The following is a 13,232-nucleotide window of genomic DNA, read 5'->3' as shown; positions in this document are numbered from 1 at the left end:
TATGGGGAGTTCACCCGAGCCTGACGTCGGCGTGCGCCCGGTCGCAGCCGCACGGCTTCCGTCCAGCGGTGAACGCCATCGTCGCAGCCCTCCGCGCCCCGGCCTCACCCCTCTTGGACGTGGTCACCCGCACGGGCACCCCCGCCAGGCGACGCGGCTCGCCGTCGAGGGTGAGTTGCAGGGCGTCCGGGCTCATCCAGGTGCACGGCACCCGCCCGCACGAAGCGCTCGCCCGCTCGGGGACGGGCAGGCTCTTGCACGGCAGGTCCCCGACACAGACCCGGAGGCGCCAGCCGTCACCCGCCAACTGCCCCAGACCCGACACGGTGACCGTGACGGGCGGCCCGCACGGTGCGCACACCACGTCCCCGGACGAAGAACCCGAACAGCCCACGCACAACGCCAGGATCGCCGCGGCCGGAGCGGTCCGCACTCTGCCGATCATGGCCGTTGGGACGTGCGACGACCGCCTATGGTTCCTCGGGGACGCGGTACCCCGGGATGGACGGCCACCGCACCGTCAGGACGACCGACTCCTCCTCGGCCTCCCACGAGTGGTCGACGCCGCGCCCCCACACCACGTAGTCGCCCTGCTCGGCGAGGACCACGTTCCGGCCGGGGAACTCCAGCCGGAACCGCCCGCTGATCAGGACGAGCAGCGCGGTGCGCTTCTCGCCGTCCGTCCACGCGGCGCGCCGCTCCCCCTTCGGGTGGACGCCCCACTTGATCTCGACCTCGTCGCTGTGCCGCAGGTCGCCGGGCTCCTTGAAATGCCCGAGCAGCCACCCCCGGTCCGCCGCCGCGTCCGGCCCCGCCTTCCCCACGTACAAGCCATCGACGTCCGTCACGGAACGTGACCCTACCCGGCCGGTCAGGACTGGGGCGGGCGCTGGAAGGCGAAGCCGTCGCCGACGACCGCGGCGAGGGTCAGGTACGCCTCGCGGGTCGCGGGGGCGAGCTGCTCCAGCTCGACCTCGGCGCCCTCCTCCAGGTGGTCGTCGTAGGGGATGCGGACGACCGCGCGGCAGCGGCTCTCGAAGTGGGCCTGGAGCTTGTCGAGGTCGACCTGGCTGCGGGTGCGGTTGCGGACCATCGACAGGACGACGACGCCGTTGCGGACGAGGTGCCCGTGGTCGTGCGCCTCCAGCCAGTCGAGGGTGGCGCTCGCGGAGCGGGCGCCGTCCACCGACGGGGAGCTGACCAGGACGAGCTGGTCGGCAAGGCTCAGCACGCCCGCCATCGCCGAGTGCAGCAGCCCGGTGCCGCAGTCGGTGATGCAGACCGAGTAGTACTGCTCCAGGACGACGGCGACGGCGGCGTAGTCCTCGGCGGAGAACGCCTCGCTGACCGCCGGGTCGCGGTCGGAGGCGAGGATCTCCAGCCGCGCCTCGTTCTGCGAGGTGAACGCGCGCACGTCCGCGTACCGGTGGATGTTGTCGCGGTTGTTGAGCAGGTCGCGGACGGTCGCCGCGGTCTCCAGGCGCACCTTGTCCGAGAGGGTGCCGCGGTCGGGGTTGGCGTCCACCGCGATGACCCGGTCGCCGCGGAAGGAGCCGAGCATGGAGCCCAGGCCGGTGGTGGTCGTCGTCTTGCCGACGCCGCCCTTCAGCGACATGACGGCCACCCGGTGGTGCCCGCCGGCGACGGGGGTGCGGGCACGCGCGATCAGGTCCTTGCGGCGCAGCTCGCTCTGCGACTCACCGGGGTGGATGCTTCCGGCGGTCGCCTTGTAGACCGCGCGCCGCCACCCGGAGGACGGCGCGATGCGGCGCTCGCCGAGGAGGTTCTCGGAGCTGAGGCTGTCGGTGTTCTGCGGCTCCTGCTGCGGCGGGGCGGTGTGCCCCGGCGGCGTCATCTGCCCCTGCTGCGGGCCGTAGCCCGGGTAGGGCTGCCCGGTGTTCGGGTCGATGGGCACGTAGGGCTGGCCGGTGGCCGGGTTGATCTGCTGGTACTGCTGCGCCTGAACGTTGGGGTCCTGCGGGTAGGGCTGGCCCGTGGCCGGGTCGACCTGCGGGTACGGCTGGCCGGTGTTGGGGTCGACCTGCGGGTACGGCTGCGGGTACTGGACGGGCGGCGGCGCGTACGGCTGGCCGGCGTTCGGGTCGGCCTGCGGATAGGGCTGCGCGGTGGTCGGATCGGCCGGCGGGTACGGCGGCGCGGCATTCGGGTCAGCCGGCGGGTACGGCTGCGCGGCATTCGGGTCGGCCTGCGGAAAGGGCTGGCCGGCGTTCGGATCCGCCTGCGGATAGGGCTGCGCGGTCGTCGGGTCGGCCGGCGGGTACTGCTGGGCGGCGCCGTTGGCGTCCTGCGGGTACGGCTGGACGGCCTCGGGGTCGAGCATCGGCGGGAACTGCGGGGCGATCACGTCGGGCGACATCGGGCGGCCGGTGGCCGGGTCGATCAGCACGTAGGGGCGGCCCGCGTCGTCGGTGTCCTGCGGGTAGGGCTGCCCGGTGGCGGGGTCGATCGGCTGGTACTGCCCGGCGGCGTTCTGCTGCTGCGCGAACTGGTCGGACGGGTACGGCGGCAGCTGTTCGAGGGGCGGGGCGGAGTCGTCGCCCGCGTCGTACGGCGGCTGGGGCGGCTGCGGGACCTGCGTCGGGTCGTAGGCCGGAGCCGGGTAGTACGGCGGCGGCAGCATGCCCCCGTCGAACGGCTGCGGGACGGGGCCGCCGTCGTAGGGCGGCGGCTGCGGCGGGCCGAAGTTCTCCGCGCCGAAGCCGGTGTTCTCGGGGGCGGCGCCCTGGAAGGCGGGCGGCGCCGCGAGCCAGGGGTTGGGGTTGTCCGGGACGGGCGGCGGCGGCCCCGGCTGCTCGGGCGCGGGCCCCTGCGGTTCCGGCGCGGCCGGCGGTTCCGGCACGGCACCCTGCTGCTCCGGCGCGGCCGGCGGTGGCCCCGGCGCGGCGGGCGGCTCGGGCGCGGCCGGCGGCTCCGGCGGCGCGTTCTCCTGCTCGGCGGGGGCGGACCGCGCCGACTGCTCGCCCTCCGGGGGCGGGGCCGCCGTGTCACCGCTCATCGCGTCCAGAGAGGCCAGCCGCTCCTCCAGGGAACGCCCGTCGTGCTCGTTCCTCGCCACCGTTTATCCCCCTCGGGCACGCCTCTGATGATCAACACGGTGCAGGTGGGCAAAATGGCCCCCACGCAGGATACCCATCCCCCAATACCACGCATCCCGCGCGTAGATCGCCCTTGGGGTGGGGCGCGGGGCACGGGGGCGCGCCGCCGTGCGGCCGGTAGCGTGATCGGTATGCATGCGATCGTGATCCGCGAGCCGGGCGGCACCGACGTCCTGGAGTGGACGGAGGTACCGGACCCCGAGCCGAAGCCGGGCGAAGTGCTGATCGATGTGGCGGCGAGCGCGGTCAACCGCGCCGACGTCATGCAGCGGCAGGGCTTCTACCCGCCGCCGCCGGGCGCTCCCCCGTACCCCGGGCTCGAGGTGTCCGGCCGGGTCTCCGCCCTGGGCGAGGGTGTGACCGGCATCGCCACCGGTGAAGAGGTGTGCGCGCTGCTCGCCGGGGGAGGGTATGCCGAACGGGTCGCGGTACCCGCCTCGCAGGTGCTCCCGGTACCGCGCGGGGTGGACCTCGCGGCCGCAGCCGGACTCCCGGAGGTCGCGTGCACGGTGTGGTCGAACGTGTTCTGGCTGGGCGGGCTGCGCGAAGGCGAGACGCTGCTCGTCCACGGCGGCGGCAGCGGCATCGGGACGTTCGCCATCCAGCTCGCCAAGGCGCGCGGCGCGCGTGTGGTGACGACCGTGGGCAGCGCGGAGAAGGCGGCCCGCTGCCGCGAACTCGGCGCGGACGTCGCCGTGAACTACCGCGAGGACGACTTCGTCGAAAGCGGCCCCTACGACGTGATCCTCGACCTGATCGGCGCCAAGTACCTGGCCCGGAACGTGGACGCGCTCGCCACTGGCGGACGGCTGATGGTGATCGGCCTGCAAGGCGGCACCAAGGCAGAGCTGAACCTCGGCAAGCTGCTGAGCAAACGGGCGCTGGTGCACGCGACGACGCTCCGGGCGCGTCCCCTGGAGGAGAAGGCGGAGATCGTGGCCGGGGTCCGCGAGCACGTGTGGCCGCTGCTGGAGTCCGGGGACGTCCGTCCCGTCATCGACCGCTCTTTCCCCATGGCGGACGCGGCGCGCGCGCACCGGCTACTGGAAGAGAGCGGTCATGTCGGCAAGATTCTGTTGACCGTGTGAGGATGTGATGTTTATGAGCGAGCCTTCGAAGAACAAGTCTGATCAGGAGCCGCAGGTCCTCGTGGTCGGCCCCGGCGGCATCGCCATGGAGAGCGCCGGCGAGGGCGAGTCCGAGGGCAAGTCGGTCACCGACATGGTCGAGCAGCCCGCGAAGGTCATGCGGATCGGCGGGATGATCCGCCAGCTCCTGGAGGAGGTCAAGGCGGCCCCGCTGGACGAGGCGAGCCGGGCCCGGCTGCGGGAGATCCACAAGTCGTCCATCAAGGAGCTGGAGGACGGCCTCGCCCCCGAGCTGGTCGAGGAGCTGGAGCGGCTGTCGCTGCCGTTCGCCGAAGAGTCGGTGCCGAGCGAGGGCGAGCTTCGGATCGCGCAGGCGCAGCTCGTGGGCTGGCTGGAGGGCCTGTTCCACGGCATCCAGACGACGCTGTTCGCGCAGCAGATGGCGGCGCGGGCGCAGCTTGAGCAGATGCGCCGTGCACTGCCCGCCGGCATGATGCCCCCCGGCGCCGAAGAAGAGCAGCAGCACTCCTCCCGCCCGCGCTCGTCCGGCCCCTACCTGTAGGCCGCCGAACTTGTAGAGCCCAGCTTGCAGGCCCCCGGCCGCACCCTCCGGCGAGGGTGCGGCCGTCCGCTACGGGAACAGCCGCTCCAGGACCTCGGCCACACCGTCGTCGTCGTTGCGGGACGTCCTGTGCGTCACGGCGGCCAGCACCTGCGGGTGCGCGTTGCCGACGCCGTAGGACGTGCCCGCCCAGGTGAGCATCGGCAAGTCGTTGGGCATGTCGCCGAACGCGACGACGTCAGCGGCGGTGAACCCATGCTCGGTGCACAGCGCGGCGAGCGCGCTGGCCTTGGTGACGCCGAGCGCGCTCATCTCCAGCAGCCCCCGCCCGGACGAGTGCGTCACCGTGACGATGTCGCCCACCGCCTGCACCGCCTTCTCCGAGAGCGAGTCGGGGTCGGCGTCCGGGTGGAAGGCGAGCAGCTTGGTGCCGGGCCTGGTGACCAGCTCGGCGGCGTCCACGCGCCGGCCGCCGAGCGCCTCCACGTCCCAGCGGCCGAGGTGGTAGCTGGTCTCGAAGTAGAACCCGGCCGGGTGCTCGACCGCGAACTGCAGTTCCGGCGCGATGCCGCGCAGCCGCCCGACCGCCTCCTCGATCACCTTCGGCGGGATCTCCCGCGCCTCCAGGACGGTCTCGGTGTGCAGGTCGTAGACGACGGCGCCGTTCGCGCAGATCGCGACGCCGTGGTGGTCGACGGCCGCCGCGACGTCGGTCATCCAGCGCGGCGGGCGGCCGGTGACCATGACGAGCATCGCCCCGGCCCGCTCGACGCGGGCCAGGGCGTCGACGGTCCGGGCGGAGATCGTGCCGTCGGAGCGCACGATCGTGCCGTCGAGGTCGGTCGCGATCACGCGCGGCGAAGACTGGCTCATGTCACCTTCCAGGGCAGATGCCACAAACCATAGGCGACGCCACCGACGCCGGACCCCCGAGGGTCAGCGCTTGGTCGGCTCCAGGACGTCCTGCCCGAGGAACTTGCGCAGCGCCTCCGGAACCCGCACCGAGCCGTCCGCCCGCTGGTGGTTCTCCAGGATCGCGACCATCCACCGGGTCGTCGCCAGCGTCCCGTTCAGCGTCGCGACCGGCTGGTTCTTCCCGTCGGCGTCGCGGTGCCGCACCGACAGCCGGCGCGCCTGGAACTCGGTGCAGTTCGACGTCGAGGTGACCTCGCGGTAGGTCTGCTGCGTCGGCACCCACGCCTCGCAGTCGTACTTGCGGGCCGCGCTGGAGCCGAGGTCGCCCGCCGCGACGTCGATCACCCGGTACGGGATCTCGACCTTCGCGAGCATCTCCTTCTCCCACTCCAGCAGCCGCAGGTGCTCGGCGTGCGCGTCGGCCGGGTCGCAGTAGGAGAACATCTCCACCTTGTCGAACTGGTGGACGCGGATGATGCCGCGCGTGTCCTTGCCGTAGGAGCCGGCCTCGCGGCGGAAGCACGACGACCACGCCACGTACCGCCGCGGCAGCTCGTCGATGATCTCGTTCATGTGGTACGCGGCGAGCGGTACCTCCGACGTCCCGACCAGGTACAGGTCGTCGTCCGGGAGCCGGTACACCTCGGCGGAGTGCGCGCCGAGGAACCCGGTGCCCTCCATCGCCTCCGGCTTCACCAGCACCGGCGGGTACATCGGGACGAACCCGTTCGCGACGGCCGTCTCCATGGCGAGGTTCAGCAGCGCGTACTGGAGCCGCGCGCCGACGCCCGTCAGGTAGTAGAACCGCGCGCCGGACACCTTCGCGCCGCGCTCCATGTCGATGGCGCCGAGGCTCTCGCCGAGCTCCAGGTGGTCCTTCGGCTCGAAGTCGAACGCGGTGGGCTCGCCGACGTGCTCCAGGACGACGAAGTCCTGCTCGCCGCCGGGCGGGGCGCCCTCCTCGATGACGTTCGGGACGCCCTTCAGCAGCGCGTCGAGCTCCTCGCCGAGCCGGTCGGCCTCCGCCTCGCGCTCCTTGACCTGCTGCGCCAGCTCCTTCGCGCGGGCGAGCAGCGCCTCGCGCTCGTCGCCCTTGGCCTTGGACACCGACTTGCCGAAACTCTTCTGCTCCGCCCTGAGCTGCTCGAACGAGGTCAGCGCGGAGCGGCGCCTCCCGTCCAGGTCGAGCAGCCGGTCGACGACGGCGTCATCCTCACCGCGGGCGCGCTGCGACGCGCGCAGCCGCTCCGGATCCTCTCGAAGAGCTCGCAGGTCAATCACAGACCCGAGGCTACCGGTACGGGCCCCGCGTCCGCGCGCGCATAACCGCGCTTCCACCGGACGCCGCTACCGGACGCGGCTACCGGACGCCGCTGGCCAGCAGCGCGTGCGCGGGCAGCGCGACCTTGCCGCCGTCAGCCCGGTACCCGGCGATGATCGTGTCGTAGGCGTCCTTGATGCGGGCGACGGTCTCCGCGTCCTGGCGCCCGACGATGACGCCGTTGGTGCCGACCCTGGACAGCGCGCCCGTCTCCCACCACTCCTCGGGGTCGACGACGTGCTCCCAGGTGACCTCCTCGACCGCCACCTCGGCGATACCGGCCTCCGCGACCAGCCGCCGGAACGCCGTCGCCTCCCCGTACCGCAGGAACGGCGGCTCGGGGATGTCGTCCGGCCACGGTACGCCGGCCCGCTCGATCGCCTCCCGGACGATGGCGAGGGCCCCGCTGCCCGGCATCACCCAGCAGCTCAGCGCCAGCCGCCCGCCCGGCCGCAGCACCCGCCGCAGCTCGCCGATCGCGGTCGCCGGGTCGCTCACGTGGTTGATGACGAAGTTGCCGGCGACCGCGTCGAACGCCCCGTCGCCGAACGGCAGCTCCGGCAGGACGGCGACCCGCACGTCCAGCCCGGGGACGTTGCGCGCGGCCGCCTCCGCCATGCTCGCCTCGGCGTCGACCGCCGACACCTCGGCGCCGCGCCGGACCGCCTCCAGCGCGACGAACCCGGGCCCCGTCCCGACCTCGAGGAGGCGCGTCCCGGCGCCCACCCCGGCGGCGTCCAGCAGCGGACCGGCCAGGTAGCGGGTGAACCGGGCGAACCCCCGCTCGTACGCGGGGGCGCGCCCGGCCCACAGCTCCCGCTCGTAGAGATCGAAGTCCATGGCCACGAGGGCAGCCTATGTCAGCGCACGTCCACGTAGTCGGTGGGCGCGTTCGAGGGAAGGTAGGTGGTGCTTCCGGGGTACTTGGCCATCCAGGTGCCGTCCTTGGACGCCGTGAACGTCTTCCGGAACCACCCGTCGCTCCCGGTCTTGGTGTCGGCCATCCACTTCCACGTGGACGTGCCGACGGCCTTGAAGTACACGGAGATCTTCGCCCCGGGCGCCCGGCTCGACTCGGGCCGGTAGCGGTAGAGAAGGCCCTTGACCGTGATGGTCTTCCCCTTGCTCACCGGCTCCGGCGAGGCGTTGAAGCTCGTCATGGAGGTCCGGTACTTGACGTCGATGTAGTCGACCCAGCTCGTGTAGGGCTCGGTGTAGTCCCCGGCGGGGACGATCGCGCGCCAGTACCCGTCCCGCATCGGCGGGACCTCGAAGTGGAAACTGCCGTCCCCGTCGAACACCTGGGCGGACTTGTTCGTCCACGACTTGCCGTCGGTGGAGAACTGCAGCACCACGGTGCCGATGGCCGGAGCCGGCGCCCATGTGCCGTCGGCCATCTTCCGCAGGATCGTGCCGCCCCCCGTCAGCATCCTGTCGAGCGCGACGGGTTCGGGGCCGGGGTTGAAGCCGGTCATGGACGTCCGGTACGCGACCGTGCGGACATTGGTGCCCGCATAGGACAACTCGTAGCCGTAGTAGTCGTCCGGCAGGTTGACGGGGTCGTTCGCGAAATCCACGACCCACCCGCCGCTGGCGGTGATGGTGACATGGACGCTGTAGTTCCCGTCGGCGTCGGTGATCGGCGCGGCGATGGTGTGCCAGTCGCCGCCGGTCGCCGGGTCGAACTGGAGGTCCAGCTCCTTACCGGCCAGCGGGCCCCAGACGCCGTCCCGGCTCAGCCGTTCCAGGCGGCCGCTGACGGTGACCTTGTCGCCGACGATGAGGCGGTCCGGCATGGAGAGGCTGAGGCGGGTCTTGAGGCGCTGCTTGGTGATGCGCGTCGCCGCGCTCTTCACGGGGCGGTACGCGGCATCGCCCCGGAACTCCAGGAAGGCGTCGCCCCCCTTGGTGAACTCGGCGGTCCCGGCGGCGCGGCCGTCCGCGCCGGTCACGGCGGTGGTGGTCTGACCGTCGGGCCCCGCCAGTCGCAGCGTCGCGTTCGCCACCGGCTGCAGGCTCCCGTCCGCGGCCTTGGAGAGCAGCCGCCCCTTGAACGTGCCGCGCGTGTTCTCCACGTCGATCGTGGTTGGTCCGATCTCCACCTCGGTGAGGACGGTGTCGGCTCCGTTCTCGATGACGGCCCGGTCGTTGAAGACGAGCGTCCGGTAGTCGTTCGTCAGCTCGACGTCGACCCCCCAGCGGCCCTCGCCGACGGTGAGCGCGGACTTCGTGCGCCACACGCCGTCCTTGGCGGTGCCCTCGACGAGCTCGAAGCCGTCCACCGCGGTGGACTCGTCGCCGCCCAGGGGATGGACGAGGGCGCGCACCTTGGAGATGTCGGTCTCAGAGGTCGCGGACACCTCGAGCCGGGTCGTCGCCCCCGGCGTGAGGACCGTGACCGAGCGCAGGACCGGGTAGGGAACCGCTGCCGCCGGCACGGCGGTCAGGGAGAGGACGGTGGTCAGGACCGCGAGCAGGGCGAGCAGTCGGCGCACGGAGCCTCCATGATCGGGCGTTCACGGAGGAGACGCACCTCACATCCGGCCGGTTTACCTCGAAACCCGACATTCCGGCCACGAGATGATCACAAAGACCCCGTGCTGTGCTGCCGGTGCCGGATCAGTGCTGGTGCTGGGGGACGGCGCAGGTGTCGTCCGTGCAGGCTTCCGCGTCGCCGCCGATCGTCGTCAGGGCCGGGTTGGCGTCCGTCCAGGCGCGGTTGAGGGCCTCGGTGAACGCCTCGGGCGGCTGGGCGCCGGAGACGCCGTAGCGGCGGTCGAGGACGAAGAACGGCACGCCGGTCGCACCGAGGGCGGCGGCCTCGCGCTGGTCGGCCTCCACCTCGGCGGTGAACGCGCCGGACGCGAGCGTCTCGCGGGCCTCGTCCGCGTCCAGGCCCGCCGCGGCGGCGATCTCCACCAGGGAGTCGTGGTCGAACACCGAGCGGCGGTCGGTGAAGTGCGCCTTGTAGAGGGCCTCGACGACCTCGTCCTGCCTCCCCCGCTTCGCCGCGAGGTGGACGATCCGGTGCGCGTCCAGGGTGTTGCCCGCGCGGCCGCCCTCCAGGTGGTACTCCAGGCCGACCCCGGCGGCGCGCTCCTCCATCTGCCGGTTCATCTCGACGGCCCGCTCGCGCGTCATGCCGTACTTCTCCGCCAGCATCTCGGCGACGTCCACGGTCTCGCCGGGCGGGAGGGTCGGGTCGAGCTGGAAGGACCGGTGCACCACCTCGACCCGGTCGCGGTGCTCGAACCCTTGGAGTGCCTTCTCGAACTGCCGCTTGCCGATGTAGCACCAGGGGCAGACGACATCGGACCAGATCTCAACGCGCACGGGGCAACCCTTCGTTAGGAGTCACCCGCTTGCAACACGCGGGGGCCGGAATCTGTTTCAGCCCGTCCGGCCGGTGCGGATCGCGGTGAGCCAGGCGGCGGCCTCGGTGAAGTCGGAGTCGTGGGTGCCGCGCCGGATCTCGGGGCGCACGCTGTCGGCGCGGGGGTACGAGCCGACGAAGCGGAGGTCGGCGCAGACGCGGCGCAGGCCCATCAGGGCCTCGCCGACGCGGGCGTCGGAGACGTGGCCCTCGAAGTCCATCCAGAAGAGGTACGAGCCGAGGCCCGCGCCCGTCGGGCGGGACTGGATCAGCGTCAGGTTGATGCCGCGCATGGAGAACTCGGTGAGGATCTCCAGCAGGGCGCCCGGGTGGTCCTCGCCGATGAAGGCGACGACGGTCGTCTTGTCGGTGCCGGTCGCCGGGGGCGGCGTGCACGGGCGGTGCAGGACGACGAAGCGGGTGACGGCGTCGGCGACGTCGTGGATGTCCTCGGCGAGGACCGACAGGCCGTAGCGGGCCGCCGCGAACGAGCCGGCGAGCGCGGCGTCGTAGTGGCCGTCGGCGACGCGCTGGGCGGCCTCGGCGTTGGACGTGGCCGCGCGCCACTCGGCGTCCGGGACGTGCTCCAGCAGCCAGCGGCGGCACTGCGGCTGCGCGATCGGGTGGGACGCGACGGTCTTGATGTCGTCGAGCGCCGTGCCGGGCCGGACGAGCAGCGCGAACGACACCGGCAGATGGATCTCGCCGACGATCTGCAGGGGCTCGCCGGTGGCCAGCTCGTCCAGCGTGGTCGGGACCGAGCCCTCGACGGAGTTCTCCAGCGCGACGACCGCCGTGTCGGCCTCGCCGGTGCGCAGCGCCTCCAACGCGGCCGGGACGGTCGCGTAGGGGACGCGCTCGGCGTCGGCGGCGCCGGGGAGGGTGAGCAGCGCCGCCTCGGTGAACGTGCCCTGCGGACCCAGGTAGGCGTAGCGCGCTGGCCTGTCGTCTGCGGTCACGGGTCCCCCGGGCGAATGGTGTGGTGGAGTGCCTCTGCCGTGAGGCGAGGTACCCGAGTCTACGTCCAGGCGGGACGGGGACGGGCCCGGGGCCGCCCGCGCGCCGGGCGTGTCAGGCGCGCGCGGAGGTGCGCTCGCCGCCGCCGAAGTCGGGCAGCGGGTCGTCCATCGAGACGATCGGTCCCTTGCCGAGCCGCGCGGCGCGCAGGGCGTGGCTCTCCTCGGGGGAGAGCATCTCCACCGGGTGCCCGGCCTGCACGACCTTCGCGTACGTGCGGGTCTCCGTGCGCCCGTTGATCGAGCTGAGGACGACGCCGTCGCCGACCGCGTTGATCAGCGCGAGGGAGAAGGACCGGTGCCCGGACATCTCCTTCAGTGCGTCGTAGTGCACGATGGCGAGGTCGCGCAGCGCGCGCTCGTCCACCGATCCGCTGGCGACCTGGAGCTGGCGCCTGAGCATTTCCCCGCACTCGTCGACGACCTGGTTGACCCGGTTGTGCGCGACCACCGCGATGGAGAGGCCCGCAACACCGGCGACCAGGCCCGCGACGGCCACCGCGACTAGCATCACGGGGCGAGCGTACCCACCTCGACCTCAGGTTGCGAAGGATCCTCCCGGGCAGCGTCCGGTTTCAGCCGATTCACCAGCCAGCCGCCGAGCACCGCCATGGCGGCGAGCGCCGCGATCCCGAACGAGTCGCGCAGCACCTGGCCTGCGAATTCCGCGATGACGGAGTGCTCCGGGCCGATCCACGCGCGTCCCCACCAGGGGAGCGGCCACAGGAACAGCAGCCACACCGCGCCCGCGAACAGACATCTTCGCGTGTCACGTCCATCACCGGCCAAAGCCCCAATGACCGCGATCATCCAGACAAGGTGGTGGATCCATCCCACCGGGGACAGCATGACCGACAGCAGGCCGGTGATCGCGACCCCGGCCAGCAGCAGGCTGGAGGCGGCCGGACCGGTCAGCGCGTCGGCGGCCAGCGTGGCGCGGCGGGCCCACCGGAACCCGAACCAGGCGACGGCCAGCGCGAGGGCGAGCCACACCGCCGTCCGGACCGGCCCCTCGTCGAAGATCCGCGCGACGATCCCCTGGACCGCCTGGTTGGTGGTGCCGTCGACCGCGCCCGTCCGGTCGCCGCCCTGCAGCAGCGCCCCGAACCAGTAGGCGGACGAGTCGGCGGGCAGCAGCATGAACCCGCCGAGCGTCGCCGCGGCCGCGGTCAGCACCGCGTTGACCAGCGCGTCGCGCCGCCCGGTGAGCAGGAAGTAGACGAGGAAGACGCCCGGCACCAGCTTGATCGCGACGGCCAGCCCGACCAGCGCGCCGCGCGGCCAGCGGGGCGTCCGCGCACAGCAGTCGGCGAGGCACATCGCGAGCAGGAACAGCCCGACCTGCCCGAACCGGACCTGGTCGCGGACGGGGTCGAGCCAGGCCATCGCGGCGAACAGGACCCCGGCGGTGAGCGGCGCCCACCGCCCGGTCCGGCGGATGAGGTCGCGGAACGCGAACCACACCGCGATCGCCAGCGCGGCGTAGATCAGCACGACCCAGGTCCACTGCGCGACCGGCCACGGCAGCAGGGTGAACGGCACGGCCAGCGCGGCGGCGAACGGCGGGTAGGTGAACGGCAGCAGCTGCGGCGGCTGGGTGAGGAACTCGTACAGCGGCGCGCCGCGCAGCACGGCGAGGCCGCCCTCCCGGTACACCTCCAGGTCGACGAGCCGCTGGTCCGGCGGATTGGTGAGCCACCGGGACGCGATCGGCCAGACCGCGATCACGGCGACCGCGACACCGGCGAGCAGGAAGGGCAGGCGCGACCGCCAGTTCCGTCCGCCGCCGACCTGATGCGCCTCTGGACCGTCCACAGCCCGCAGGATAGAGCCCCGATGCG

The 13,232-nt window shown here is 72.6% G+C and carries 13 protein-coding genes; 2 read left to right on the top strand and 11 right to left on the bottom strand.

Features of this window, described 5'->3' with window-relative positions; genetic code table 11:
• Positions 1-10: 10 nt before the first annotated feature.
• Genes CHF16_RS29580 through CHF16_RS41610 form a run of 3 tightly spaced genes read right to left on the bottom strand, consistent with a single transcriptional unit; the run spans position 11 to position 3,076 of the window.
• Complete coding sequence (locus CHF16_RS29580; protein WP_143228166.1) at positions 11-433, bottom strand: hypothetical protein; 423 nt, start codon at positions 431-433, stop codon at positions 11-13.
• Positions 434-470: 37 nt separating this feature from the next.
• Positions 471-848 carry a cupin domain-containing protein gene (locus CHF16_RS29575; protein WP_089329427.1) on the bottom strand — a complete coding sequence of 126 codons (378 nt, stop codon included), beginning with the start codon at positions 846-848 and terminating at the stop codon, positions 471-473.
• 23 nt (positions 849-871) lie between these two features.
• The gene (locus CHF16_RS41610) at positions 872-3,076 is read right to left on the bottom strand and encodes a MinD/ParA family ATP-binding protein (protein ID WP_342750139.1); all 2,205 of its coding nucleotides are present in this window, start codon (positions 3,074-3,076) and stop codon (positions 872-874) included.
• A gap of 171 nt (positions 3,077-3,247) precedes the next feature.
• Here CHF16_RS41610 and CHF16_RS29565 point away from each other — a divergent pair, with 171 nt between their 5' ends.
• Both CHF16_RS29565 and CHF16_RS29560 read left to right on the top strand, forming a co-directional pair.
• Positions 3,248-4,204, top strand: coding sequence for an NAD(P)H-quinone oxidoreductase (locus CHF16_RS29565; RefSeq protein WP_089329426.1), 957 nt, complete (start codon positions 3,248-3,250; stop codon positions 4,202-4,204).
• A gap of 13 nt (positions 4,205-4,217) precedes the next feature.
• Positions 4,218-4,766 (top strand): bacterial proteasome activator family protein, encoded by a 549-nt coding sequence (locus tag CHF16_RS29560; RefSeq protein WP_089329425.1) that lies wholly within the window; start codon positions 4,218-4,220, stop codon positions 4,764-4,766.
• A gap of 69 nt (positions 4,767-4,835) precedes the next feature.
• Here the strand turns inward: CHF16_RS29560 and CHF16_RS29555 are convergent, their stop codons facing one another.
• From CHF16_RS29555 to CHF16_RS29520, 8 genes are all read right to left on the bottom strand, one after another.
• Positions 4,836-5,639, bottom strand: a complete 804-nt coding sequence (locus CHF16_RS29555; protein ID WP_089329424.1) for a Cof-type HAD-IIB family hydrolase — start codon at positions 5,637-5,639, stop codon at positions 4,836-4,838.
• Positions 5,640-5,702: 63 nt separating this feature from the next.
• The gene (serS, locus tag CHF16_RS29550; RefSeq protein ID WP_089329423.1) at positions 5,703-6,962 is read right to left on the bottom strand and encodes a serine--tRNA ligase; all 1,260 of its coding nucleotides are present in this window, start codon (positions 6,960-6,962) and stop codon (positions 5,703-5,705) included.
• A 79-nt stretch (positions 6,963-7,041) separates the two neighbouring features.
• Positions 7,042-7,842 (bottom strand): class I SAM-dependent methyltransferase, encoded by an 801-nt coding sequence (locus CHF16_RS29545; protein WP_089329422.1) that lies wholly within the window; start codon positions 7,840-7,842, stop codon positions 7,042-7,044.
• A 20-nt stretch (positions 7,843-7,862) separates the two neighbouring features.
• Positions 7,863-9,497 carry a hypothetical protein gene (locus tag CHF16_RS29540; RefSeq protein WP_089329421.1) on the bottom strand — a complete coding sequence of 545 codons (1,635 nt, stop codon included), beginning with the start codon at positions 9,495-9,497 and terminating at the stop codon, positions 7,863-7,865.
• Between the two features lie 124 nt (positions 9,498-9,621).
• Entirely contained in the window at positions 9,622-10,335 is a 714-nt protein-coding gene (locus CHF16_RS29535; RefSeq protein WP_089329420.1) for a DsbA family oxidoreductase, read from the bottom strand.
• Between the two features lie 57 nt (positions 10,336-10,392).
• Positions 10,393-11,334, bottom strand: coding sequence for a prephenate dehydratase (pheA, locus tag CHF16_RS29530; RefSeq protein WP_089329419.1), 942 nt, complete (start codon positions 11,332-11,334; stop codon positions 10,393-10,395).
• 112 nt (positions 11,335-11,446) lie between these two features.
• Positions 11,447-11,902 carry a DUF4446 family protein gene (locus CHF16_RS29525; protein ID WP_089329418.1) on the bottom strand — a complete coding sequence of 152 codons (456 nt, stop codon included), beginning with the start codon at positions 11,900-11,902 and terminating at the stop codon, positions 11,447-11,449.
• Positions 11,902-13,206, bottom strand: coding sequence for a glycosyltransferase 87 family protein (locus CHF16_RS29520; RefSeq protein ID WP_245869480.1), 1,305 nt, complete (start codon positions 13,204-13,206; stop codon positions 11,902-11,904). The genes CHF16_RS29525 and CHF16_RS29520 overlap by 1 nt, the downstream gene beginning before the upstream one ends.
• Positions 13,207-13,232: the final 26 nt, after the last annotated feature.

Source organism: Actinomadura meyerae (assembly GCF_900188445.1).
Classification (GTDB): domain Bacteria; phylum Actinomycetota; class Actinomycetes; order Streptosporangiales; family Streptosporangiaceae; genus Spirillospora; species Spirillospora meyerae.
This window is presented reverse-complemented; position numbering and strand designations above follow the sequence as displayed.

Coding starts and splice junctions, on each gene's coding strand:
- CHF16_RS29565 (WP_089329426.1), top strand. CDS start 3,248: ATGCATGCGATCGTGATCCGCGAGCCGGGCGGCACCGACGTCCTGGAG.
- CHF16_RS29560 (WP_089329425.1), top strand. CDS start 4,218: ATGAGCGAGCCTTCGAAGAACAAGTCTGATCAGGAGCCGCAGGTCCTC.
- CHF16_RS29555 (WP_089329424.1), bottom strand. CDS start 5,639: ATGAGCCAGTCTTCGCCGCGCGTGATCGCGACCGACCTCGACGGCACG.
- CHF16_RS29545 (WP_089329422.1), bottom strand. CDS start 7,842: ATGGACTTCGATCTCTACGAGCGGGAGCTGTGGGCCGGGCGCGCCCCC.
- CHF16_RS29525 (WP_089329418.1), bottom strand. CDS start 11,902: ATGCTAGTCGCGGTGGCCGTCGCGGGCCTGGTCGCCGGTGTTGCGGGC.